The organism is Kribbella sp. NPDC051137 (assembly GCF_040682535.1).
GTDB classification, from domain to species: domain Bacteria; phylum Actinomycetota; class Actinomycetes; order Propionibacteriales; family Kribbellaceae; genus Kribbella; species Kribbella karoonensis.
Window position 1 is genome coordinate 551,404 of the sequence record NZ_JBFBBI010000002.1, and the last position, 24,429, is coordinate 575,832.

The window sequence follows — 24,429 nt, forward strand, 5'->3', positions numbered from 1 at the left end:
CGACCTTCCTCTTACCTTCTGCTGCACAGACCGGCCGCGGCACCACGCGGGCGCCGCGGCCGGGGACGGATCAGTACTTCTCGAGCGGCGGCGGGGTCGAGTCCGAACCCGACTTGCCGAGCGTCTCGTCGTAGATCGCCTTCCAGGTGCCGTCCGTGGCCGAGGCGGCGAGGATCGAGTTCACCTTGTCCCGGAGCGCCTTGTCCGTCAGCGGCAGGCCGATGCCGTACTTCTCCACGCTGAACGGCTTGCCGACCACCCGCAGCTCGTCGGGCGCGTTCGCCGCGTAGCCCTTGAGGATCGCGTCGTCGGTGGTGACCGCGTCGGTCTTCTTGTCGAGCAGCTGCGAGACGCACTCCGAGTAGGTCTTGAACTCGGAGATGTTGCTCGCCTCGGTCAGCTTCTCGTCCTTGACCCGCTGGATCGGCGTCGAACCGGTCGCCGAGCAGACCTTCTTGCCCTTCAGGGCGGTCTTGCCGGCGTCCATCGAGGTGTCGTCCTTGCGGACCAGCAGGTCCTGGCCGGCGATGAAGTACGGGCCGGCGAACGAGACCTGCTTCTTGCGCTTGTCGGTGATCGAGTAGGTGCCGACGTAGTAGTCGATCTCACCGCCGGCGATCGCGGTCTCGCGGTTCGCGGACGGGATCTCCTTGTACTCGATCTTGTCGGGGTCGAGGCCGAGACCGGCCGAGACCATCCGGGCGACCTCGATGTCGAAGCCGCAGCGCTTGCCGCTGGCGTCCTTGTACCCGAGGTTCGGCTGGTCGGCCTTGACGCCGACGACGACGTTGCCGCGGGACTTCGCCTTGGTGAAGGTCGGGCTGCCGGCCACGTCGACGCCGCTCGCGGTGGTGAACTTGTGCAGGTCGCCGCACGAGTCGGACGCGTTGCCGCCGCCGCCGGAGGCGCTCGGCTCGTCCTTGCCACAAGCGGCCGCGGTCAGCGCGAGCGCTGCGACGCCGACCGTGGCGACGAGGGTGCGCATTCTCATGATCTGGATTTCCCCTTCGCTTCGTTACTGGGCACAGCTGCGGGCGGTGGCTGCCGGGTCAGTGCTTGAGGATCTTGCCCAGGAAGTCCTGGGCGCGCTTCGAGGTGGGGCTGGTGAAGAAGGTCTCCGGGTCGGATTCCTCGACGATCTCGCCGTCGGCCATGAACACCACCCGGTTCGCGGCGGTCCGGGCGAAGCCCATCTCGTGCGTCACCACGACCATCGTCATGCCCTGCTTGGCGAGGTCGACCATCACCTCGAGTACCTCCTGGATCATCTCCGGGTCGAGCGCCGACGTGGGCTCGTCGAAGAGGATGACCTTCGGGTCCATGGCCAGGGCGCGTGCGATCGCCACGCGCTGCTGCTGGCCGCCGGACAGCTGGGCCGGGTACTTCTCGGCCTGGCTGGCCACGCCGACCCGCTCCAGCAGCTCCAGAGCCCGCTTCTCGGCCTGCTTCTGATCCGTCTTGCGGACCTTCGTCGGGCCGAGGGTGACGTTCTGCAGGATCGTCTTGTGGGCGAACAGGTTGAACGACTGGAACACCATGCCGACGTCGGCGCGCAGCCTGGCCAGCGCCTTGCCCTCGCTGGGCAGCGCCTGACCGTCCAGCGTGATGCTGCCGGAGTCGATCGGCTCCAGCCGGTTGATCGTGCGGCACAGCGTCGACTTGCCGGACCCGGACGGGCCGATCACGACGACTACCTCGCCCTCGTCGATGGACAGGTTGATGTCCTTCAGGACGTGCAGCTCGCCGTAATGCTTGTTGACGCCGGTCAGCGCAACCAGACCAGTTTTCGTCACGGTACCGGAATCGCTCATGGCCAGAACCTAGCGGAGCCGAGGGTGCGGTCGCAGCGGTGGGTGGTACCACAGAGGTAACGATCTGCAATAAAGCGACGCTTGGTAGCTGAGAGCCTACACAGGGACGAAATCGCAGGTTTTCCCTTGTCACTCCGGGTAGGTCCACGATCACTTCCGGCCTTCCGGGGGCGGACGTATGTTCACCTCGGCCCTCGCGCGACAGGGCTACGGGAGCGCCGCCGTGTGACGGTGACCCGTCGAACCACCCGGAGCGTGTCATGCGGATCTCGCTGGCCAAACGCAGTCGTCAAGTCCTCGCCGGCGGGCTGGGGGCCGCCCTCATCGCAGCCGGCATCGGTGCCTATGCGGGCCGGTACGAGCTGAAGGAGGAGTGGCTCAAGCATCAGTGGGCCGGCCGGCACTACAACGCCGCCGTGATGGAGAAGGCGCTGATGATCGCGGGCGGGAACCCGTCCGAGATGCAGAACGAGTCGAAGGAAGCCTTCACGATCGCCGACGAGTTCGAGCAGGCGCGGACGGCGCCGGGCATCGTCGCTCCGGGCGCCTACTCGAGCGCCTTCGGGCAGCTCGGCGCACTGCCGCACACCGCCGGTACCTGGCACGAGGTCACCAAGGTGCCGTACGACGCCGACGACGCCCGGTACCGGGACTGGTACTCGAACTCCAGCGGTGGAGCCGGCTACGTCACGGGCCGGATCACCGGTCTGGCCGCCGACAACGCGAACCACGTGTACGCCGCCGGCGCGAACGGCGGCGTCTGGCGTTCCAGCACCGGCGGCGGCAGCTGGACCCCGCTGAGCGACTCGTTGCCGTCCCTGAGCGGCGGCGACCTGCAGCTCGCCGGCGACGGCTCGCTCTGGTACGCGACGGGTGAGGCGAACACCGGCGGTACGTCGTACGTCGGATCGGGCGTCTACCGGCTCGCGAACCCGACGACCGGGAAGTTCGCCCCCTCCGACCGGGTCGGCGGCAAGGAGCTGGAGTCGACCACGATCGGGCGGCTGCGCTGGGGCGGGGGACAGGTGTTCGCCGCCACCAACCGCGGTGTCTGGTACCACGACGCGTCGACGAACGCCGGCCCCTGGAAGGTCGCGTTCTACCCGAACCCGGACTACATGCCGCAGATCAAGGACGACGCCGGCAACGTGCTCGTCCCGGCGGGCAGCCAGACCGGCGGCGCGACGAACGCGGCGTACAAGAACATCGTCAACGACATCGCGATCGACCCGAAGAACCCCAAGCACGTGATCGCCGCCATCGGCTGGCGCTCCGGTGACACCTACAACGGGTTCTACGAGACCAACGACTACACCGCCGGCCCGTCCAGCTGGAAACGGCTGAACGTGGTGCTCGGCGGCATCAGCAACAGCACCGACGTCGGGTACACCACGTTCGCCTTCAGCAAGTCGGGCGACCGGCTCTACGCGATGGTGCAGCAGCCCAGCAAGATCAACGGCAGCACCAGCCTGGCCGGCATCTTCGTCTCCAAGACCGGTAGCCCGTCGGGCCCGTGGAACAAGATCGCCGACCCGCAGATCCTGCACAACAGCGGCTCGGCCCTCGACCGTAAGGGGTACGCCGTCGGCGTGCAGGCCTGGTACAACCAGTTCCTGACCGTCGACCCGGCGAACGCCGACCACGTCTGGGCCGGGCTGGAAGAGGTGTTCGAGACGACGGACGCCGGTTCGCACTGGGCCGCCGTGGCGCCGTACTGGAACTTCGGCTTCCCCTGCTGGAACATCGACGACGCCAAGAACACCTGCCCGACCGCGCCGCACTCCGACCAGCACTCGGTCGCCGTGGGTACGTCGGGCGGCAAGCCGATGGTGTTCATCGGCAACGACGGCGGCATCTACACCCGTCCGGTCAACGGCCAGGTCAACGCGAACAAGAACGGCACCGACTGGAAGTCCCTGACCGCCGACGGGACGATGGACGCGCTGCAGTACTACTCCGTGTCGGTCGGCAAGGACACCAAGAACGGCGGCGTGGTGGTGTCCGGCGGCCTGCAGGACAACGGTGTCTCGAACCTCTTCGGTGTCAAGCCGGACGGCACCAACGGCGACACCAAGATGGGCTCGAACTTCGGCGGTGACGGCGGCGACGGCGCCGCGGACCCGGCGAACGGGTGCAACCAGCTGCAGGAGTACACCGCTCTGGCGGTGAAGATCACCAACAACTGCGCACTGAACAAGGGCGCGCTGAGTGAGGCCGACGCCAGTTCCTGGAGCCTCGACCCCGGCGACCCGAACCCGCGGTTCATCGCCCCGATCGCGGTCGACTCGGCCAACTCGAACGGGTTCATCGCGGGTGGTCAGTACGTCTACACGTCCACCAAGGGCTGGGGCATGCGCAGCGCGTCCGAGTGGAACAAGGCGTTCGACCTCGGCGCCGGGCACTCGGCCACGGCTGTCGCGATGCGCGGCGGGACCGGCTACGTCAGCTGGTGCGGTCCGTGCAACAACGCCGGTTTCGCTCGCGGCCTGGCGACCAACGCCGGTGGGACCTGGCACCAGGTGACCCTGCCGTCGGACTTCCCGAACCGCTATCTGGCAGGCGTGGGCATCGATCCGGCGAACGGGCAGCACGCGTACGTCGCCGTCAACGGCTTCTCGCGGCGTTTCACCGAGGGACCGGGCGCGGGCGTCGGGCACGTGTACGAGACCAAGGACGGCGGGGCGACCTGGTCGGACATCTCGGCGAACCTGCCGGACATCCCGACCAGTGCGGTCAAGCAGCTGGCCAACGGCGCGCTCGTGGTCGGATCCGACCTGGCCACCTTCTATCGGGCACCCGGCGCGACGAACTGGCAGGTGCTCGGGACCGGCCTGCCGACGACGACGGTGATGGACCTCGAGTCCGGCCCGGACGGCAACATCTACGCCGCCACCCACGGCCGCGGCATCTGGAGCATCACCCCACCGGCCTGACCCGAGGAAACCGACGGCCCACCCCTGAGCTCGGGGGTGGGCCGTCGGCGTACCAGCCGTCTTTGTGCACGGGATCCGTACTTCGCGCTCCTGGGCGTACGGATCTGGTGCACAAAGTCGACGCATTCAGGCCGGGCGGTGGGCGCCGCAGCAGCCGCCGGGCTTGAGGGTGGCGGCGGTGGGTGGTTCCTTGACGGCAGCTTCCACGTCGGCGAGCATCCGTTGGCGCTGGGCGGGGGAGATGACCCGGCCGCGGGTGACGACGGTGTGGATCCGCCTGGTGTTGCTGATGTCGGTCAGGGGGTCGGCGTCGAGTACGACGAGGTCTGCGATCTTCCCGGGCTGCACGGCGCCGGTGTCCGAGCCGAGGAACTTGGCCGGCTCGACCGTCGCGGCGTACAGCGCCTGCCGCGGCGTCGCGCCCGCCCCGACCAGGTGCTCCAGCTCGTCGTGCAGCGCGAACCCGGGCACGGAGTACGGCGTACCCGTGTCGGTGCCGGCCATGACCGGTACGTCGTGCGCGAACAACTCGCCGACGAACCGCTGCCGCCACGCCCACATCTCGTGCTGGTGGGAGATCTCCTCGGCGGTGCGGTTCGGGGCGTACAGGGTCTGGACGGCGTAGTCGTAGACGTCGAGCTCCTCGGCGCCCATGTACTTGACGAGCTTCGGGTCCATGCTCGTGTAGTCGACCTGGTCGAGCACGTTGTGCATGGTCAGCGTCGGGGTCACCCGGGTGTTGTTGCGGCGCAGCGTGCCGAAGACGTCGGCGGCGCGGGCCGGGCTGTACGTGTTCGCGGCGATCCACTCGATCGGGTGCATCTGCCGGAACCAGGAGTTGTAGTCGCCCTTCGCGACCTTGATCGCCAGGACCATCTGCCGTACCTCCGCCTCCCGGGTGGAGACCGCCAGGCCGAGCGAGTGGATGTGTTCGATGCTGCGCTGGCCGCGCTCGCTGACCTCCTTCGAGGTGACCTGGTCGGGACCGTGGCCGTGCACGGTCAGCCGCACCCTGCGGGCCTCGTCGATGAGCGCGAGCCAGGACTCCCGGGTGAGGCGCGAGTACGCCTTGACGAAGTCGGCGCCCTCGGCCTTCACCTGGCGTACGGCGGCCCGCGCCTGGTCGGGGTCGGCGACCACGATGACCTTCGTCAGGTTCGGGTCCCACAGGGTCGGGTCGCCGTCGACGATCTGACTGCCGACGACCATCCGCGGGCCGAGCAGCGTGCCGGCGGCGATCCGGTCACGCCACTCGTACAGCATCGGGTTCGTGCCGGCCATCTCGCGGACCGTGGTCAGGCCGTTCGCGAGGTAGAGCGCCGGCGACACGCGCTCGTCGCCGAGACTGTGGACGTGCATGTCGGCGAGCCCGGGGATCACGTACTTGCCGCTCAGGCTGATCTCCACGGCACCCCGTGGTACCGGGATCCGGCCGACGCCGATGATCCGGTCGCCGCTGAGCAGCACGGTCTGGTGCGGACGCTTACGGCCGGAGACGGCGTCGATGACGGTGACATCGGTGAGCGCGGTGAGCGCGTTGCTTCTCCCGGCCGGCGTACGGACCGCGTTCGCGGCGGTGAGGTTGCCGCCGGCGAGGAGCACGGCCCCGGCGGCGGTACGGGCGAGGAACTGACGGCGAGAACTGTTCATGGGTTCCAGTGTTCTGTCGCCGGCAGGCGTGGGCACTGGGTGCAGGACCACGCTCAGGGGTAGGGAAAGGCCCCCTGTCCTCTACTGTCTGCTCCGTGAAGATCACACGGGGAACCCTGGTCGGGCTGATTGTCCTGGCCGTTGCTGGACTGGCCGCAGTGGCGTGGGCCGTCGTCGTACCGCGTCCTGCGCTGTACGTCGTCGGCTGATCGCCTGCGCTCCGGTGATAGGCGCACTGCTGGTACGTCGCAAGCTGCTGGCGGGAGCTGTCGCAGTACTTGTGCCGGTCGCTGCCATCGCCATACCGAGAGCGGTTCTGTCGGCGCAGGTGCCATCGGACGTGCTGTGGTCCGCGCAGATCGCCGACAAGCAGCCGGAGAGCCTGAAGTTGCAGACATGGGTCGTCGGGGACCACCTGTACGTGGCTGGTGAAAACGAGCCGATGCACTCGTACGACCGGTCCAACGGCCACCTGCTTGGCACCTACCCAGCCGCCACGGTTGACCATGCTGCAGTCGCCGCTGACGGCTCGGTAGTCGGCTGGACGTCCGAGAACGACAAGCAACAGGTGACCTATTACTCGCCTGACGGAAAGGTCAGGTGGACGCGGGCGCACCAGGGGTGGACACAGATCGACAGATACCCGGCTTGGACGCCTGTGGTCGCGGCGGCTGGCGGGGTCGTCGTACTGGCGGACTGCGACGTCGCGAAGCTGCCCGTCGGGCTTTGTACGTGGTCAGGCGTGGACGCGGCAGGCAAGACCAGGTGGAGCCATAGCACGAACTGGCGCCCGGCTGAGAGCAAGAGTGCGACCCTGGTGTCCTCCCGCACGCTTCCGGTGCTGCCATCAGTAGTACTGCTCCGGGCAGGCGCCCAGTACGTCGTACTGGATGCAGCAGACGGCCGGGTTGCGCAGCAGCGGCCCTGGCTGGTCTACACGAGGACGGCTGTGCAGGCAGACCTCGCGCTGTTCGCCGAGCAGGACGGCAAGGAATGCCGACTTGTCGGCTACCGGGTGACGGGCCAGGCGTTCGCCACCAAGGGCCTGCCGTGCCTGCAGGACGGGCCGGGGCCGATGCGGGTCATCGGAGACCGCGCCTACCTCTTCACAGACTCCGCACAGGTCACAGTGAGCCTGAAAGACGGCAGTTGGCGCGCACTCACCGGCGTGTCCGGCTACACGGACCCGACAAGCAGCACAGCCTTCGGCCCCGACGTACTCGTGCGTCGCACGGACCGGACCCTGACCGCGACCGACGCAGGCAACGGTGCCGTGCTGTGGACCAAGAAGCTGCCCGGGAACGTACGGGGCGTCCTGGTCGACAACGGCGGTGTGTACGTCGAAAGCGAGCCGGCCGAGCACAACCCGATGTGGTCGCGGAGCGACCAGCGGGACAACTACAGCCAGTTGACCGCGCTGGACGCGCACACGGGCCGTGGGACGAGCAGCATCCTGCGCGGCGCCGGCCGGGTGTACGGCGGTTCGGCGATCGGCCCGGGTCTCGCCCTGGCCGAGTCGGACGACGGGCGGACGGTGTCGCTGGTCGGCGCTTTCTGACCCGCGCCCGCGAGGACGTACTCTTGGTGGCTGTCATGCGTACTTATGAGGTCCGCACCTACGGGTGCCAGATGAATGTCCACGACTCCGAGCGGCTGCGCGGGCTGCTGGAGGATGCGGGCTATGTCCGCGCGCCCGAAGGGGACGACGCCGACGTGGTCGTCTTCAACACCTGTGCGGTCCGTGAGAACGCCGACAACAAGCTGTACGGCAACCTCGGGCACCTGGCGCCGGTGAAGGCCAAGAAGCCGGGCATGCAGATCGCTGTCGGCGGGTGCCTGGCGCAGAAGGACAAGGCGACCATCACGCGCAAGGCGCCGTGGGTCGACGTGGTGTTCGGGACGCACAACATCGGGTCGCTGCCCGCGCTGCTGGAGCGGTCCCGGGTCGAGCAGGAGTCGCAGGTCGAGATCCTCGAGGCGCTCGAGGTGTTCCCGTCGACGCTGCCGACCCGCCGCGAGTCGCCGTACAGCGCGTGGGTGTCGGTGAGTGTCGGCTGCAACAACACCTGCACGTTCTGCATCGTGCCGTCGCTGCGCGGCCGCGAGAAGGACCGCCGGCCGGGCGAGATCCTCGCCGAGGTCGAGGCGCTGGTCGCCGAGGGTGTGCTCGAGGTGACGCTGCTCGGACAGAACGTCAACTCGTACGGCGTCGAGTTCGGCGACCGGTACGCGTTCTCGAAGCTGCTCCGCGCTTGCGGCACGATCGACGGCCTGGAGCGCGTCCGCTTCACGTCGCCGCACCCGCGGGACTTCACCGCGGACGTGATCGAGGCGATGGCCGAGACGCCGAACGTGATGCACTCGCTGCACATGCCGCTGCAGTCCGGGTCGGACGCCGTACTGAAGGCGATGCGGCGCTCGTACCGCCGTGACCGGTACCTCAAGATCATCGAGGACGTCCGGGCGGCGATGCCGGACGCGGCGATCACGACCGACATCATCGTCGGGTTCCCGGGGGAGACCGAGGAGGATTTCCAGGGCACCCTCGACGTGGTCCGGCAGGCGCGGTTCGCGGGCGCGTTCACCTTCCAGTACTCGAAGCGTCCCGGGACGCCGGCCGAGTCGATGGACAACCAGGTCCCGCGCGAGGTCGTCCAGGAGCGGTACGAGCGGCTCGTCGCGCTGCAGGACGACCTGGCCTGGGCCGAGAACAAGGCGCTCGTCGGGCGTTCGGTCGAGGTGCTCGTGGCCGAGGGGGAGGGGCGGAAGGACGCGTCCACCCACCGGCTCAGCGGCCGCGGCGCGGACAACCGGCTCGTGCACTTCGCCGTACCGGAAGGTGTCGAGGCGCCGCGACCGGGTGACATGGCAACGGTCGAGATCACGTACGCCGCACCCCACCACCTGGTCGCCGACGTGTTCGGGACGGTACGCCGGACGCGCGCCGGTGACGCGTGGCAGCGGACTCAGGATGCGCCGGCCGAGGCGCCCGGGGTGATGTTGGGCATGCCGACGATCGGGGCCAAGCCGCTCGAGCCCGCAGCCGGCGGCTGCCAGCCCGGATGAGCCTGCTCGCTCCGGACGCCGAGCCGTTCGCTTTCGGGCGGGACGCGGACGTCTACGCGATCGACGAGGACTGGGTCCTGCGGCGGTACCGGGACGGGATGCCGGTCCGCGACGAGGCCGACTTCATGCGGCACGTCGGGCAGTTCGGGTACCCGGTGCCGGCGGTCCGTGAGGTGGACGGCGCCGACATCGTGATGCAGCGGCTCGAGGGCCCGACGCTCGGCGAGGCCGCGATGGCCGGCGAGCTGAACGCGACCGACATCGGCCTGCTGCACGCGGATCTGCACCGGCGGCTGCAGTCGATCCCGGCGCCGAGCGGTACACCCGGGCTGGTCGTGGTGCACGGCGACCTGCATCCGCTGAACGTGATCTCGACCCCGGACGGCCCGGTCGTGATCGACTGGCGGAACGCGGAGGAGGGCCTCGCGGAGTTCGACGTCGCGATGACCGCGATCATCTTCGCGCAGGTCGCGCTCGATCCGGAGTACGCGGATCTCAGCACGCTGCTCCGGGAGGCGCTGGCGACGTACCTGGCGAACTCGATCGATCCGACCCCGGGCCTCGACGATGCCCTGGCCCGCCGGGCCGCGAACCGTACGTTGACGCAGGCGGAGCGGGAGCTTCTCCCCGCACAGGAGAAGCTCATCCGCTCCCACCTCACGCGTTCAGGAACTCCGACGGCTTGAGCGGACGCGTGACGACCCGCAGTTCGCCGATGTTGCCGGCGAAGCCCTGGTCGATGTTGTTCGCGTAGTGTCCCGCGGCGACCAGCCACGGCTTCCCGGCGGTCGCGAGTCCGTTCGACGGGGTCGCCGGGTTGCGCAGCAGCTCCGAGGAATCGACGTACACGACGCTGTGCCGGCCGTCGTTCACGATCGCAAGGTGGAACCACTCACCGGCTCGCTGCTCGTGACCCCAGTTGGTGAACGTGTCGTTCTTGTCCGCCGGGTACACCGCCCACTGCACCTGCAGCCCGCCGGAGAACCCGAGCTTCGCGGCCGGTTCGTCCGGGTCGCTGCCGGTCTTGCCCGCATCGCCCCCGGTACCGAGCCGTGTGAACAGCCCCTCCCACGAGTGGTCCTGCCCGTCGTCGGCGAGCTTCACGAACGCCTCGATCGTGTAGCCCTTCGGGAACGTCATCGCGTTGAGCGGGGCCCCGTCCGCGGTCTTGAGGTAGCCGCCGCGCGCCGGGTTCTTCCCACCCGGGAAAGCCCAGCTCGCGTGCCCCGGCTGGTCCGGGTGGTACTCCGCCGACGCCGTCGGCAGGTCGTTGCTGAGCTGCACCCGGGTCAGGTCGTTGCCCTGCCCGGACTGGTCGACCACCTTGTCCGCGACCGGCCCGTCGAACCGCCAGTACGCCGCCGTACCCGGGATCACGAGCTGCTTCGCCGGACGCGCCGGGCGGACCGGCTCCGGGGCGAACCCGGCGAACCGCCGGGCGAAGTCGATCGGGATGCCGAAGCGGTTGGTGTCGTCGCTGAGCTCGATCTCCGCCTCGGCCAGCTCGTTGCGCCGGGCCGGAGCCTGAGCCATGATCCACGGCGAGACCGTCTCGACGTCGATGGTGTTCCTGGCCAGGTCGAAGTGGTACAGCCGGACCATGCCGGACCCGCCGTAGTACCGGTCCTGGTAATTGGTGATGTGCAGGTGCACGTCGTTGCCCGCGGCATTCTTCCGGGTGACCCGGCCGGGCGGCCAGTAGTGCCCGTTCAGCGTGAGGAAGATCTGGTCGCTGTCGTCGACGAGCTGTTCCCAGACGCGGTTGCCGTGGTCGCTGAAGTACGCCACCGGGTTGCCGTGGTCGGCGTTCACCAGTTCGTGGATGGTCAGGATCACCGGCAGCCTCGGATGCTGGGCGATCACGGCGCGGGCCCAGGCGAAGCTCGCGTCCGACGGCCGCCAGTCCATTGCCAGCAGCAACCACTGCCGACCGGCCGCGCGGAACACGTGGTACGAGTTGTACCCGTTCGCGGTCGATCCGCCGTACGTCGGCATCCAGCGGAACCGCCGCGGGCTGAACGTGTCCAGGTACGGCGACGGGCCGCGGGTGTCGTCCTTCGACCCGTCGATGTCGTGGTTGCCGGCCAGCACGGAGTACGGGAAGCGGGCCCGGTCGAGGATCTTGAAGACCGGGTCCGCCTTCGCGAACTCGCTCGCCTGCGCGTTCTCCACGACGTCGCCGAGGTGCGCCATGAACACGATGTTCTGCTCGCTGCGCTGCTCGATCAGGTACTTGAACGTCGCGGTCAGCGGCGCGGCGTCACCGCGGTCCTGGTCGAACTGGTACTGCGTGTCCGGCACCACCGCGAGCGTGAACTGCGGATGCTCGGTGTCGATCCGTCCTGCCCGCGGCGCCTGTCCGGCCGCTTCTGCGCTGCCCGCGCTCAGCGTGCCCGACACGAGCACCGCACCCGCCCCGATCGCACCCAGCAACCCGCGCCGGCTCGTCCCGCCGTACTGCTCGTCCATCGCCCCACGCTCCAAGTCCGTTGACAACGTCGGCACAGTAGAGCGCGGCAACCGGCCCGCCGGTGAACTCAGGCGAAACCCTGGACGATCACCGCGGGAAGGGCTTCGGCTCGCAACGACCCGAGCACCCGCGCCTCGTGCGGCACCAGCGGGTCGGGAAGGTCGTCCAGCGAGTACCACCCGAGCCCGGCCGCCTTGTCCGGCTCCATAACGGTCGGCTCGCCGGTCCACCTCTCGGTGGTGAAGAAGAAGTCCACCCGCTCGTCGATCGGATCCCCGTTCCCACCGGTCCGGTGCATCGCGGTCACCGGCACCAGATCCGCCGGGTCGACCTCCAGCCCGACCTCCTCCTTCAACTCCCGCAGCGCCGCCGCCACCGCCGACTCGCCCCGCTCGACATGCCCCGCGGGAACCGCCCAGTACCCGTCCATGTAGCCGGTGTTGGCCCGTAGCAACAACAACACCTCGTCCCCTCGCCGCACCACCACATAAGCCGCAGGCACCACCCGAAACCGATCCATACCCCAGACCCTAATCACCGTGGCCGCAGATCTCCCGTGCGTGGTCGCTGTGCCGAGAGGGGCGTCAGAGGGTCTTGGTCATGACGCAGTGGTTCTTGCCTTTGGGGCGTTGGTAGGTGAAGCCGGCTTGTTCGAACAGGGTGCGGGTGCCGTTGTAGAGGAAGGAGGCGGTGATCTTCTTGCCTCCGGTGTCCTGGGGGTAGGCCTCGATCAGGCCGCCGCCGGCGGCGGTGATCAGGGAGAGGGCACCGGAAAGAGCGACGGCGGAGACGCCTTGACGGCGGTAGTTGCGGTCGGTGAAGAAGCAGGTGAGGCGGTAGTCCGGCAGCCGCTCCAGACCGGCCTCGTACTCCTTGCGGTGGTAGATGTTCGGCAGCTCCGAAGGCGTGCCGTACTCGAGCCATCCGACCGCGCGCGACCCGTCGAACACCAGCGCCGCATGCGCCCGGCCCGCTTCGACCAACCGCTGCTTCACCTCGCGGTTGCTGGACGCGTCGAACGTCTTCTCGTTGTGCGGTGTGTGGAACCACGTGCACCAGCACCCGCCCCACACTCCGTTGTGCCGCTCCGCGAGTGCCGCGAACGCGTCCCACGTCTCGGGCGTCAGCGCCCGGACGGTCAGCCCTTCGACCATGAGCCGAGCGTACGACGGCATCCGGACGATCCGCGTCCGGAAGTCCGGAAAACCTCACATCGTGTACGTCGCCCCAGCCTCGGCGTACTCGACAGGCCCCTCGTACCGCGTCCCGGCCCGCGCGACAGCCTCTGCGGGCGTGATCCCCGGACCGACGTGCGTCACGATCAACCGTCCCGCGCCGGCTGCGCTGACGCCGGCCTGTTCCGGCGTGTGATGGGCGGGGTCCGCCCCGTCGGCCTCGCAGAGCAGTACGTCGCACCCGTCCGCCAGTTCGGTCAGCGCCGCGCACGGTGCGGTGTCGCCGGAGTACACGAGCGAGCTGCCGCTCTCCACCCGCACCGCGAACGCAGGCAAACCATGCTCCACAGCCCGCGCGGTCAACCGGACCGAGCCGACCACAGTCGAATGCCCGTCAGAGAGTTCCGTGACGGCGAACGCCGCCTCGATCGGGCTCCGCGTCGGCCCGTTCGTCAGGAATCCCGCGAGCCGATCCGCGATCCCCGGCGGGCCGAACAACGGGATCGGCGCGCGCAGCTTCAGGTCGGCGTACAGCAGACCGTAGTACGCCGTCAGCAGGTCCGCGCTGTGGTCCGCGTGCAGGTGGGAGATCCAGATCGCGTCGAGCTCGTCCAGCCGAGTATGGCGTTGCAGTGGGCCGAGCGTGCCGGTGCCGGCGTCCATCCAGATGCGCGTGTCGCCGGAGGTCACCAGGTAGCCGGAGCACGGGTTGTCGGCGGACGGGTACGGCGTCGCGGACCCGAGGACGGTCAGCCGGAGGTCGCTCATGGCCGCGATCGTAGGTCAGTGCGAGCGACAGGGCCGCAAGCGGTGTGCTTGCGGCCCTGTGGGGAGTACGGCGTCAGGCGGACGGGTTGTCCGGGATGTCGTCGTTCTGGCCGTCGAGGTTGTCGAGGCCTTCCTTGGCCTTGCCGACGCCCGAGTCGATCTGGTCGCCGTACTTGCCGCCGGTCTTGTCGTCGACGAAGTCACCGGCCTTGTCCAGGCCTTCGCCGACCTTGTCGCCGTGGCCGTCGACCAGGTCGGTGGCCTTTTCCTTCAGGTTCTCGGCGGTGTCCTTGAACTTGTCGAAGATCCCCATCGTGCGGCTCCCATTGTGAGTAGTTGAGTGACTACTCTATGTCGCCGCCGCTGTCGGTGGTCTCACCGCCGGACTCGATGTCCCCACCGGATTCGATATCGCCCCCGGAGTCGGTGCCGTCGCCCGGTTCGGTGTCGGCCGCGAACTCGATGTCGCCGCCGCTCTTCTTGGCGGCGGTCAGGTCCTCGGCCTCCTCGGGCTGGTCCTTCGCCGACTCTTCGTCGAACGGATTCGTCACTTGATGTCCTCCCGTAGAAATGTCACGAACTCACCACACTGACATGGTTACTACCGAACAATCCGGGTCATCCACAAGACCGGTCTGCACCTCTTGGCGAACTCTGAATCCGGCACTGCCAGACTGGAGCGATGCCTGCACCACTCGTCGTCGCGGTCGTCGGTCCCACCGCGGCCGGCAAGTCCGACCTCGCCGTTGCCCTGTCCGAGCGCCTCGGCGGTGAGGTGGTGAACGCCGACGCCATGCAGGTCTACCGCGGGATGGACATCGGTACGGCGAGGATCACCGACGCCGAGCGCCGCGGCGTACCGCATCATCTGCTGGACATCCTGGACGTCACCGAGACGGCGACCGTCGCGGAGTTCCAGGAGCTTGCCCGGGCCGCGATCGACGACTGCCTGAACAGGCAACTGGTCCCGGTGCTGGCCGGCGGCTCTGCCTTGTACGTACGGGCGATCCTCGACGACTTCGTGTTTCCCGGCACCGACCCGGACGTCCGCGCGCGGCTGGAGACTGAGCTCGCGGAGCACGGATCCGGCGCCCTGCACGCACAGCTCCGGGCGAAGGATCCGCAGGCGGCCGAACAGATCCTGCCCAGCAACGGCCGCCGGATCGTCCGCGCGCTCGAGGTCATCGAGATCACCGGCGGCCCGTACGTCGCCACGCTGCCCGAGCACCGCTACGTGTACGAGGGCGCGATCCAGCTCGGCCTCGACGTACCGCGGCCGGTGCTCGACGAGCGGATCGACCGCCGGGTGGACCGGATGTTCGACGCCGGATTCGTGGCCGAGGTGCGAGGTCTGCTGGACAAGGGTTTGATTGAGGGGAAGACCGCCAACCGCGCACTCGGATACTCGCAGGTGATCGCGTTGCTGAACGGTGAGATCGACGAAGCCCAGGCAAGAGAGCGGACCGCGCAGGCCACCCGCCGGTTCGCGCGCCGGCAGGACTCGTGGTTCCGTAAGGACCAACGCATCACGTGGCTGCCGTACGATGCGCCCGATCTGGCCGCGCGGGCACTCGAAGTGATAGCCCGAGGCAACCGTGGGTCCGCCGCCGGCGTAGTCGAGGTGAACACCGGGATCGTCGATGCGAGGGGGTGACCGTGAGGCCGAGTTCCGCGAGTACCTGATCGCGGACCGCACCCGGCTGATGCGTACGGCGTTGCTGCTCACCGCGGGGGATGTGCACACCGCCGAGGATCTGGTCCAGACCGCCTGCACGCGGGTCTACGTGCACTGGCACCGGATCAAGCACGAAGGCGCCGGTCCGTACGCCCACCGGATCCTGGTCAACGCCTTCCTCGACGAACGCCGCCGGGCCGGCCGCCACCCGGAGGTGGTGACCGCGGAGACGCTCGAGCCCCGACTGAGCGACGTACCGGACCAGGCGGACACGCTGGCGGTCCGGGACGCGCTGCTGGACCTCGCGCCGCGGCAGCGGGCGGTCCTGGTACTGCGGTACTTCCAGGACCTCGACGTCGCGAGCTGCGCGCGGATCCTGGAGTGCACCGAAGGCACCGTGAAGAGCCAGACAGCGAAGGCGCTGAAACGCCTCAAGGAACTGATGACGGAAGAGACGGGGAGTAGCTGAGACCGCCGATGGACGAGGTCAAGAAACTGCTGGAGGGATTCGCGGACCGCGCGGCCGACGGGCTGCCGGACGCGGACATCGACGCGGACGTCACCCGCGGCCGGCTCGCGTTGCGCCGGATCAAGCGCCGCCGCCGGGCCACCGGGGTGCTCTGCGTCGCCGCCGCCTCGGCTCTGGTGCTCGCGATCGGCAACCAGGTGAACTGGTGGCGGAGCGGCGGCGAGGTCGCCGGCGGACCGGTCGGGCCGGAGACCGCTGCGTCGGCCGCAGGTCCTTCGACACTCCCGCCGGCGACGCCGCAGGCGAAACAGACGATCTCGGAGTTCGGCGCGCCCGTCGTCGAACTGGTCGCCAACCGGCAGGCCTGGAGCACGATCGACTGCGGCCTCGCGCCGAAGGGCTGGACGGCCGAGTCGCCGATCGCGGCCAACCATGTCGTGCTCTCGCAGCCGGAGATGCGGACCGCGGACACCGCGGCGAAGGTGATCCTGCAGGCGGCTCCGCAGGCACGCAACCTGTCGAGGCCCCGGGTCGCCGCCGCCGGCGGCAAGACCGTCCACATCGGCACCCTCGACGGCAGGCTGACCGGGCAGGTGAAGCTGTCGAGCCATTGGCTGCTGGTGTCGTTCCCGTCCGGCACCGTCGAATGGCCCGACGGCGAAGTACGCCGCTTCCTCGCCTCCTGCACCCTCCACTAGCTGTACTAGGGCCATGAACATGTGGTCGGGAACCTGGATCAACGAGTACGGCAGCACCTTGCGGATCACGGACGTCGACGACGGGCGCGTCAGCGGGACGTTCACGACGGCGCTGGGCGACAGTCCGTTCGCCGGGGCGACTGTCCCGGTCAGTGGCTTGGCCAAGGGAAACGCTCTCCACTTCGCGTTCTTCACCGCCGGCGAGCCTACGGCGATCGCCTCGTTCACCGGGCTCCTGCGCGATGGGAACCTGCACATGGCTTGGCATGTCGTCTCCGACCGTGCTGTCAAACGTCCTCAGCCGGACGCCGAGCCGGTCGAGATGAGCCTGCCCTGGGCACACGCGGTGCTGGCCAACAGCGACACCTTCCGCCGCGAACCCGGGGTGTGACGACTGGCGTGCGGGCGTTGGGTGCGGTAGGCAGGGCTTGTCCCTGTCCCTGAAGCCCGTGTGGGGGAGCTCGTGAAAAAGCTGATCGCCTCGCTGTCCGCAGGAACACTCGTTCTGACTGCCTTCACGGCAACGGCCAGCGCGCAGACGCCGGTCCGTGCACCGGATCAGGTGCAAGCCACGCCGCGGCAGCCGGTCGCGATCGGGTACGGCGGCGCGGTGTCGTCGGTCGACCCGGACGCGACGAACATCGGTCTCGACGTACTGCGCCGTGGCGGCAATGCCGTCGACGCGGCCGTGGCGACCGCGGCCGCGCTCGGCGTCACCGAGCCGTACTCGGCCGGTATCGGCGGTGGCGGGTACTTCGTGTACTACAACGCCAAGCGCCACCGCGTGTACACGATCGACGGCCGCGAGACCGCACCCGCGACGATGCCGTCGGACGCCTTCGTCGACAAGCAGACCGGCCAGCCGTACACGTTCGCGAACGCGGTGACGTCCGGCGTCTCGATCGGCGTACCGGGCACGCTCGCCACCTGGAACAGCGCTCTGAAGCAGTGGGGTTCGTTGTCGCTCGGCAACGCGTTGCAGCCCGCCGAAGGCCTGGCCGAGCGCGGTTTCGTCGTCGATCCGACCTTCCACCTGCAGACGCTGGAGAACAAGTCCCGCTTCTCGCAGGTGGTGCCGACCGCCAAGCTGTTCCTGCCGAACGGCGACGCGCCGCAGGTGGGTTCGCTGTTCAAGAATCCGGAGCTCGCCGCCACCTACAAGCTGATCGGACAGCAGGGCCCGTCGGTGTTCTACAACGGCCAGCTGTCCGGTGAGATGGCTGCTGTCGCGAAGAACCCGCCGAAGACCCCGGACGCGACGCTGCCGTTCTATCCCGGCTACCTCCGGACCAGCGACCTGGCGTCGTACCGGGCGATCGACCGCACGCCGACCAAGGTCCGGTACGACGGCCTCAGCGTCTACGGCATGCCGCCGTCGTCCTCCGGCGGGATCACCGTCGGCGAGGCGCTCAACATCCTGCAGCCGCAGCACATCGCACAGATGTCCACCACGCAGGCGCTGCATACCTACCTCGAGGCGTCCGCGCTCGCTTTCGCGGACCGCGGCGCGTACATCGGCGACCCGGCGTACGTCGACGTCCCGCAGAAGGAACTGTTGTCGAAGGGGTTCGGGGCCGAGCGGTCCTGCCTGATCGACCCGCAGAAGGCCGCGACGAAGCCGGTGCCCGCGGGATCGCCCGACGGCAGGTACTCGCGGTGTGCCAAGGGCACCACCGTCGAGCAGCGCCCGGACACCGAAGGACGTTCGACGACGCACCTGGTGACCGCCGACAAGTGGGGCAACGTGGTCTCCTACACGCTGACCATCGAGCAGACCGGCGGCAGCGGGATCACGGTGCCAGGTCGTGGGTTCCTGCTCAACAACGAACTGACCGACTTCTCCTTCGTGCCCGACCCGAAGGACCCGAACATCGTCGCGGGCGGCAAGCGGCCGCGGTCGTCGATGTCGCCGACGATCGTGCTGCGCGGCAACCGGCCGTACATCGCGATCGGCTCGCCGGGCGGTTCGACGATCATCACGACCGTCCTGCAGACCCTGACGAACCGGCTCGACCGCGGGATGACGCTGCCGCAGGCGATCGCGGCACCGCGTGCGTCACAGCGCAACACCGCGTCGGTGACGGCGGAGCAGTCGTTCATCGACAAGTACGGTGCCGCGCTGGCGCCGTACGGGCACACGTTCACGCCGGCCGGTGCGCCCGGGAGCTCGGCCGCCGAGATCGGCGCGGTCGCGGCGCTCGAGTTCCTGCCCGGCGGCGCGATCCTCGCGGCCGCCGAACCCACCCGGCGGGGCGGGGGAGCGGCCGGAGTGGTCAGAGAGCGGTGATGATCGCGGCGACCAGGGCCGCTCGTTCGGCCAGGGTCGCCGCGACGACCTGTTCGTGGACGGCGTGGGCCCCCTTGCCGACGGGGCCCAGGCCGTCCAGCGTTGGGATGCCCAACCATCCGGTGAGGTTGGTGTCGGCGGCGCCGGACGCGGGTGCGCCGCCGATCTCCTGACCGATCGACCGCCCGGCGGCGGCCACCTTCGCCAGCAGCTCGTCCGTTGCGCCGGATGGCTCCCAGGCCGGCCGGTTGGACAGCACCTGCACGCTCAACTGCGCGTCCCGCACGGGTTTCAGTTCGGTGACCGCTGCGAGGACCGCTTCTTCGGTCTGCGGGTCCACGAAGCGGAACCCGATGTCGGCCGACGCTGTTCCTGGCACGACATTCGTCCGCCCTCCGCCGCTGATCGTGCCGACGTTGCACAGCACCTTCTCGTGCCCGGCAACCACCTGTCGTACGGCGATCAGCTGGTCGACGAGTTCGTCGATCGCGGACACGCCGCGGTCCGGATCCAGCGCGGCATGCGCCTCTCGCCCGGTGACCTCGAGGCGGACCCTGGTACTTCCCCAGCGCGACGTCTTCAGGTCGCCGTTCGGATGCGGCGGCTCGAACCCGAACGCGGCGTACGCACCCTCGGCCTCGGCGGTCACCAGGGCACGTGCCGTCGGCGAGCCGATCTCCTCGTCCGCGACCACCACGATCCGCAGCGGCCGGTGGTCGCGGCCGGCGACCTGTTCGAGGGCGGTCTCCAGAACGACGAGGCCGCCCTTCATGTCGAAGACGCCCGGGCCGTGGATGATCCCGTCCGCCTCGCGCCACGGCATCGCGCCGGCGAGCTGCCCGATCGGCCAGACCGTGTCGTGGTGCGTGAGGAAGAGCAGCGGCTGCGCTGCTCGGCCGGGGAAGTCCGCGATCAGGTGGTCGCCGGTCGGCTGCGGCTCGCGCCGGACGGTCGCGCCGAGATCGGCGTACCGCGTCGCCAGCCGGTCGGCGAACGCGTTCAGTGCGGCCGCGTCACCGGTCGGCGTCTCGGTGCCGACGTACTCCCGGAGTCGCTCGATCATCATGGATAGTCAACGTATCATCATCTGACCCACGGTTGGCCAGAGTTCTCCGAGTGCGGCTATGGTCAAGATATGAATCGTATCCCTGAGGTGAGCTTTCGCGCGGTCTCGCTCACCACGGCGTCCCGGTTCGCCGAGGCGTCGGCGCTCTACCGGGAGGTGTTCGGGTATCTCGACCCGGCGTACGGGCTGAATCCGCGGCTGCTCGGGGCGCTCGCGAGCAACGGCGGCTCGGTGGTCGGGATCCTGGACGAGAGCGATCAGCTGGTCGCGTTCGCGTACGGCTTCTGCGCCACCGACCGGCGCGGGTTCTACCACTACTCGCAGTCCGCGGTGGTCGCCGCCGCGCAGCAGGGACACGGACTCGGGCGGATGCTCAAGCACGCCCAGAAAGAAGTTGCCCTCAGCCACGGGATGTCGCGGATGCGCTGGACGTACGATCCGGCGCAGATCCGCAACGCACACTTCAACCTCGACGTGCTGGGCGCCCGCGGGCGCTGGTTCGCCCCGGACATGTACGGTCCGGGCACCGACCGCGTCGTGGTCGAGTGGGACCTGACCCGCGAGCGACCGTCCACGCCGGCCCCGGTGGCCGAGTTGGCGGTACCGACGGCCGATCTGCGTGGCGCGTTCGAGGAGTTGCTGGGCAAGGGGCTCGTCGCCGTGTCGTGCCGGCGGCTGCCGGACGGGACCGGCGTCTACTACTTCGGGCCGGCCGACGATGCGTGACAACCGCGAGCTCAGCAGCCCTCAAGAGCGGTACGACGCCCGCCTGCAACGCCGCTCGTCGACGCTGCTGCAGCGTCGCGTGGTGGAGCAGGAACGTGCCTCGATCGACGAGGCGCTGGACCAGATCCTCACCGACACGTCGATCGCCCAGGCCGCCGCCCGGATCGTCGCGGCCCGGCGGCGGTTCATCGTCGGGTCCGCGAAGTCGTTCTCGTACGCGTCGCTGCTCGCCTTCGACCTGGGCGCGGGCCTCTCGCAGGTGACCCTGGTCGACGGCACCGTCGTCCGCGGCGTCGACGTACTCGCCGACGTCCGGTCGAACGACCTGATGGTGGCGTTCTCGTTCCGGCGGTACCGGCGTGACACGGTCGAGATCGCGCACCGGTTCGTCGAGGCCGGAGGGGAGCTGGTCGCGATCACGGACTTCGAGGACGCGCCGCTCGCGAAGGTCGCCGACCAGAGCATCTATGTCGCCACCGGAAGCGCGTCGTACGTCGACTCGCCGACCGTCGTCGCCTCCGTACTGCACGTCCTCGCGACGCTGACCACCGCCAGCGCGAAGGGCGCCCGCCGCCGGCTGGTCGAGCGTGACCGGCTGAACACGGAGCTGGGGCTGTATGTCAACTGAGCTGAACGTGGTCGCGGCGCGGCTGCACCGGGTGCGGATGCCGCTCGTCCATGCCTTCCAGACCAGTTCCCACCGCAAGGCGTACCTCGACCACATCCTCGTGGAACTGGAGGACGAGTCGGGTGCGGTCGGCTGGGGCGAGATCGCGTCCCCTTCCGACCCGTACTACGCCGCCGAAACGGTGGAGACCTGCTGGCACATCACCTCCCGCTACGTGCTGCCCTCCGTCATCGGCCGCCGCTGGACTCATCCTTCTCAACTCCAGGCGCACAAGATCCGCGGCAACCAGTTCGCCAAGGCCGGCGTGGACGTGGCCGCCTGGGTCCTGTGGGCCGAGGTCCAACAGTTGCCGCTGGCAACGGTCCTGGGAGGGAAGCGCACTGAGGTCGTCGCGGGCGTCTCGCTGGGGATCGAGCCGACGATCGACGAACTGCTCGTGCAGGTGCAGCACCAGGTCGACGCCGGGTACCCGCGGGTGAAGTTGAAGATCGCCCCGGGCTGGGACGTAGAACCGGTGCGGGCGGTGCGTACGGCGTACCCCGGGCTCGATCTGCACGTAGATGCGAACGGGATCTACAGTGCCGACGACCTGCCGCGGCTGCAGACCTTGGATGCGTACGGGTTGACGATGATCGAGCAGCCGTTCGCGCCTCGCGACCTGCTCACGCACGCCGAGCTGCAGCGGCGGATCAGTACGCCGGTCTGCCTCGACGAGAGTGTCGAGACCGTTGCCGACCTGGAGGCCGCGCTGCGACTGGAAGCCCTGCGGATCCTCAACATCAAGGTGTCGCGGATGGGTGGTCTGACCGCGGCGCAGGCGGCGCACGATCGGGCGCAGGCGGCCGGGATCCCGGTCTGGTGCGGCGGCATGCACGAGTTCGGCGTCGGCCGGCTCGCGAACGTCGCGCTATCCAGCCTCCCCGGCTTCACCCTCCCATCGGACGTGTCCGCCTCGGAGAAGTACTACGCCCGGGACATCGTCGAGCCCGCCGTGACCGCCGTCGGCGGGGTCGTCCAGGTACCGGATCAGCCCGGGCTCGGGCATCAGGTCGACCGGGAGTTCGTCGCTGCGAACACAGTCGGTGAACTGACTCTCCGCCCAGAACAGGAGTGACTCGATGCGCATCGCACTGACCGGCGGCCTGATCGCCGACGGGACCGGCAGCGAGCCCCGGCCCGGGACGGTCCTGGTCGAGGGCGGCCGCATCAGCGCGGTGCTGCCACCGGCCGATCCGGTCTCCGAAGCCGAGGTGATCGATGCCACGGGCAACATTGTGGCACCGGGGTTCGTCGATCTGCACTCACACGCGGATTTCAGTCTCGGTACAAGTCCGGGCGCCGAGTCGCAGCTCGCGCAGGGCGTCACGACGCTGGTCGCCGGAAACTGCGGGTGGTCGCCGTTCCCGGTCACCGACGTGGACACGTTGAAGGCCGGTACGGCGTTCCTCGGTGCGCGGCACGGGTGGTCGTGGACCGACCTGGGTGGTTTCGCTGCAACGTTGGAACCGGCGGTGAACCTGGCGTTGCAGGTCGGGCACTGCACGCTCCGGATCGCCGCCATGGGTACTGCTCAGCGGGCGCCGTCACCGGACGAGCTGCGGCTGATGCAGGATTTGCTGCGCTCGGCCGCGGACCAGGGCGCGGTCGGGTTCTCCACGGGCCTGATCTACGCGCCCGGCACGTACGCATCGGCTGCTGAAGTCGCCGCGCTGGTTGCCACGGCCGCCGAGTGTGGTCTGCTGTACTCCACCCACATCCGCAACGAAGGCGCGGGCCTGTTGGCAGCGCTGGACGAGGCGATCGCCGCGGCACGCGCCGGCGGAGCCCGCCTGGAAGTCTCCCACCTCAAAGCTGTTGGCCACGCCAACCACGGGCTGGTTACCACGGCACTAGAGCACCTCGACCGGACAACCGACGTCGACCTCGGCTGGGACGCCTACCCGTACACCGCCACCAGCACCACCCTCACCACCCGCCTCCCAAGCTGGGCCCTCTCCGACCCTCACCCCGCCCAGGGTGCTGCCCCGCCGTTCGACCGCTCGCCCGGCAACCTCACCACCCGCGCCGAAGGCGCGCGAAAGAACGCTCGGTCCCCGCTTCTGGAGCGGCTTGCTGTTCCGGCGGAGCGTGCCCGGATTGCGGAAGCCCTGCGGGCCGACGTACTGCTCTCGCCCGACACGGTGGTGATTGCCTCGCTGCCGCCTGGGCGGTACGCGGACTGTCGCGGGATGAGTCTGTCCGAGATCGCTCGTCAAGACGGGGTCGACGCCGCCGAGATCGTCCTGCGCATCCTCGAGTCGCACGATGCCGCCGTGAGCGTCGTCAACCACGCGATGCGCGAAGAGGACGTGACGACCGTGCTCCAGCACCCTCGCACGGCGATCGCCAGCGACGGCTGGATCATGGACGCGAGCGGCCCGGGGCACCCGCACCCGCGCAACTTCGGCACCTTCCCGCGGGTCCTCGGCCACTACGCCCGCGACCGCGGACTGTTCACCCTGGCAAAGGCGATCCGCCGGATGACCTCGCTCCCGGCGTCCCGCCTCGGCTGGTCCGACCGCGGCGTGATCAAGGCCGGCGCGGTCGCCGACCTCGTCGTACTCGACCCGGCCAGGATCGCCGACAAGTCGACGTACGACGACCCGTGGCAACTGTCGGTCGGCGTCGAACACGTCCTCGTCGCCGGCGAACCGGTCCTGGCGAAGGGCGCACCCACCGGCCGCCGACTCGGCCGCGTTATCGCTTGAAGCGCTTGGGCTCCGTTGGCAACGGGGCCGTCGGCACGCCGCCGCCATGTTCCCCGGGCTCGTCGTCCTCCAGCCAGCCGTCGTACTCGGCGAGCAGTTCGTCGAGCGTCGGCCGGTCCGGGTCGGCCAGCACGACGATCCACGGGTGGTCCTCGTCGTCGTCCTCCCCGTGGAAGCGCCCGCGCCGCACGACCCCACCCAGCCGCTCAGCGACCGCAGCGGCATCCTCCCGCTCCCAGAAGTACGCGATCAACTCCACA

24 protein-coding genes are annotated in these 24,429 nt (G+C 69.2%); 13 read left to right on the forward strand and 11 right to left on the reverse strand.

Features of this window, described 5'->3' with window-relative positions; translation table 11 throughout:
* Positions 1–70 precede the first annotated feature (70 nt).
* Positions 71–991, reverse strand: a complete 921-nt coding sequence (locus AB0M51_RS10125; protein WP_344188103.1) for a glutamate ABC transporter substrate-binding protein — start codon at positions 989–991, stop codon at positions 71–73.
* 58 nt (positions 992–1,049) lie between these two features.
* The gene (locus tag AB0M51_RS10130; RefSeq protein WP_344188101.1) at positions 1,050–1,811 is read right to left on the reverse strand and encodes an amino acid ABC transporter ATP-binding protein; all 762 of its coding nucleotides are present in this window, start codon (positions 1,809–1,811) and stop codon (positions 1,050–1,052) included.
* A gap of 260 nt (positions 1,812–2,071) precedes the next feature.
* Between AB0M51_RS10130 and AB0M51_RS10135 the strand changes: the two genes are divergently transcribed.
* Entirely contained in the window at positions 2,072–4,744 is a 2,673-nt protein-coding gene (locus AB0M51_RS10135; protein WP_363748813.1) for a hypothetical protein, read from the forward strand.
* 126 nt (positions 4,745–4,870) lie between these two features.
* On the opposite strand, the gene AB0M51_RS10140 is transcribed toward AB0M51_RS10135, so the two are convergent.
* A complete protein-coding gene (locus tag AB0M51_RS10140; protein WP_344188099.1) occupies positions 4,871–6,394 on the reverse strand; it encodes an amidohydrolase family protein in 1,524 nt (507 codons plus the stop codon).
* Between the two features lie 328 nt (positions 6,395–6,722).
* On the opposite strand from AB0M51_RS10140, the gene AB0M51_RS10145 reads away from it, so the two are divergent.
* Genes AB0M51_RS10145 through AB0M51_RS10155 form a run of 3 tightly spaced genes read left to right on the forward strand, consistent with a single transcriptional unit; the run spans position 6,723 to position 10,146 of the window.
* Positions 6,723–7,952, forward strand: coding sequence for a PQQ-binding-like beta-propeller repeat protein (locus AB0M51_RS10145; RefSeq protein WP_363748816.1), 1,230 nt, complete (start codon positions 6,723–6,725; stop codon positions 7,950–7,952).
* A gap of 35 nt (positions 7,953–7,987) precedes the next feature.
* Positions 7,988–9,460: a tRNA (N6-isopentenyl adenosine(37)-C2)-methylthiotransferase MiaB gene (gene miaB / locus AB0M51_RS10150; protein ID WP_344188097.1), complete on the forward strand. Its 1,473-nt coding sequence runs from the start codon at positions 7,988–7,990 to the stop codon at positions 9,458–9,460.
* On the forward strand, positions 9,457–10,146 hold the full coding sequence (locus tag AB0M51_RS10155) for a phosphotransferase (RefSeq protein WP_344188096.1): 690 nt from the start codon (positions 9,457–9,459) through the stop codon (positions 10,144–10,146). The genes miaB and AB0M51_RS10155 overlap by 4 nt, the downstream gene beginning before the upstream one ends.
* Here AB0M51_RS10155 and AB0M51_RS10160 read toward each other — a convergent pair.
* The 6 genes from AB0M51_RS10160 to AB0M51_RS10185 form a co-directional block, all read right to left on the reverse strand.
* Complete coding sequence (locus tag AB0M51_RS10160) at positions 10,118–11,956, reverse strand: LamG-like jellyroll fold domain-containing protein (RefSeq protein WP_344188095.1); 1,839 nt, start codon at positions 11,954–11,956, stop codon at positions 10,118–10,120. The genes AB0M51_RS10155 and AB0M51_RS10160 overlap by 29 nt on opposite strands.
* Before the next feature lie 41 nt (positions 11,957–11,997).
* Positions 11,998–12,450 carry an NUDIX domain-containing protein gene (locus AB0M51_RS10165; protein ID WP_344188094.1) on the reverse strand — a complete coding sequence of 151 codons (453 nt, stop codon included), beginning with the start codon at positions 12,448–12,450 and terminating at the stop codon, positions 11,998–12,000.
* Positions 12,451–12,514: 64 nt separating this feature from the next.
* On the reverse strand, positions 12,515–13,084 hold the full coding sequence (locus tag AB0M51_RS10170) for a GNAT family N-acetyltransferase (RefSeq protein WP_344188093.1): 570 nt from the start codon (positions 13,082–13,084) through the stop codon (positions 12,515–12,517).
* A 54-nt stretch (positions 13,085–13,138) separates the two neighbouring features.
* Positions 13,139–13,873 carry an MBL fold metallo-hydrolase gene (locus AB0M51_RS10175; RefSeq protein WP_344188092.1) on the reverse strand — a complete coding sequence of 245 codons (735 nt, stop codon included), beginning with the start codon at positions 13,871–13,873 and terminating at the stop codon, positions 13,139–13,141.
* A gap of 73 nt (positions 13,874–13,946) precedes the next feature.
* The gene (locus AB0M51_RS10180; RefSeq protein ID WP_344188091.1) at positions 13,947–14,186 is read right to left on the reverse strand and encodes an antitoxin; all 240 of its coding nucleotides are present in this window, start codon (positions 14,184–14,186) and stop codon (positions 13,947–13,949) included.
* Positions 14,187–14,217: 31 nt separating this feature from the next.
* Positions 14,218–14,424 (reverse strand): hypothetical protein, encoded by a 207-nt coding sequence (locus AB0M51_RS10185; protein WP_344188090.1) that lies wholly within the window; start codon positions 14,422–14,424, stop codon positions 14,218–14,220.
* Between the two features lie 131 nt (positions 14,425–14,555).
* Between AB0M51_RS10185 and miaA the strand changes: the two genes are divergently transcribed.
* From miaA to ggt, 5 genes are all read left to right on the forward strand, one after another.
* Positions 14,556–15,527, forward strand: a complete 972-nt coding sequence (gene miaA, locus AB0M51_RS10190; protein ID WP_363748821.1) for a tRNA (adenosine(37)-N6)-dimethylallyltransferase MiaA — start codon at positions 14,556–14,558, stop codon at positions 15,525–15,527.
* Positions 15,514–16,017 (forward strand): SigE family RNA polymerase sigma factor, encoded by a 504-nt coding sequence (locus AB0M51_RS10195; protein WP_344188088.1) that lies wholly within the window; start codon positions 15,514–15,516, stop codon positions 16,015–16,017. Before miaA ends, AB0M51_RS10195 begins: the two co-directional genes overlap by 14 nt.
* Before the next feature lie 8 nt (positions 16,018–16,025).
* Positions 16,026–16,715, forward strand: coding sequence for a hypothetical protein (locus tag AB0M51_RS10200; protein WP_344188087.1), 690 nt, complete (start codon positions 16,026–16,028; stop codon positions 16,713–16,715).
* Positions 16,716–16,728: 13 nt separating this feature from the next.
* On the forward strand, positions 16,729–17,106 hold the full coding sequence (locus AB0M51_RS10205) for an avidin/streptavidin family protein (protein WP_344188086.1): 378 nt from the start codon (positions 16,729–16,731) through the stop codon (positions 17,104–17,106).
* Positions 17,107–17,178: 72 nt separating this feature from the next.
* Positions 17,179–19,002 (forward strand): gamma-glutamyltransferase, encoded by a 1,824-nt coding sequence (gene ggt, locus AB0M51_RS10210; protein WP_344188085.1) that lies wholly within the window; start codon positions 17,179–17,181, stop codon positions 19,000–19,002.
* On the opposite strand, the gene AB0M51_RS10215 is transcribed toward ggt, so the two are convergent.
* The gene (locus AB0M51_RS10215) at positions 18,989–20,068 is read right to left on the reverse strand and encodes a M20 family metallopeptidase (RefSeq protein WP_344188084.1); all 1,080 of its coding nucleotides are present in this window, start codon (positions 20,066–20,068) and stop codon (positions 18,989–18,991) included. The two genes, ggt and AB0M51_RS10215, sit on opposite strands and share 14 nt — an antisense overlap.
* Before the next feature lie 69 nt (positions 20,069–20,137).
* On the opposite strand from AB0M51_RS10215, the gene AB0M51_RS10220 reads away from it, so the two are divergent.
* The 4 genes from AB0M51_RS10220 to AB0M51_RS10235 are packed head-to-tail and all read left to right on the forward strand — an operon-like array spanning position 20,138 to position 24,169.
* Complete coding sequence (locus AB0M51_RS10220; protein WP_344188083.1) at positions 20,138–20,794, forward strand: GNAT family N-acetyltransferase; 657 nt, start codon at positions 20,138–20,140, stop codon at positions 20,792–20,794.
* Positions 20,787–21,422, forward strand: a complete 636-nt coding sequence (locus AB0M51_RS10225; protein WP_344188082.1) for an SIS domain-containing protein — start codon at positions 20,787–20,789, stop codon at positions 21,420–21,422. The genes AB0M51_RS10220 and AB0M51_RS10225 overlap by 8 nt, the downstream gene beginning before the upstream one ends.
* Positions 21,412–22,536, forward strand: a complete 1,125-nt coding sequence (gene menC / locus AB0M51_RS10230; RefSeq protein WP_344188081.1) for an o-succinylbenzoate synthase — start codon at positions 21,412–21,414, stop codon at positions 22,534–22,536. The genes AB0M51_RS10225 and menC overlap by 11 nt, the downstream gene beginning before the upstream one ends.
* A 4-nt stretch (positions 22,537–22,540) precedes the next feature.
* Complete coding sequence (locus AB0M51_RS10235; protein WP_344188080.1) at positions 22,541–24,169, forward strand: amidohydrolase family protein; 1,629 nt, start codon at positions 22,541–22,543, stop codon at positions 24,167–24,169.
* Here the strand turns inward: AB0M51_RS10235 and AB0M51_RS10240 are convergent.
* Entirely contained in the window at positions 24,159–24,428 is a 270-nt protein-coding gene (locus tag AB0M51_RS10240) for a hypothetical protein (RefSeq protein WP_344188079.1), read from the reverse strand. The two genes, AB0M51_RS10235 and AB0M51_RS10240, sit on opposite strands and share 11 nt — an antisense overlap.
* Position 24,429: the final 1 nt, after the last annotated feature.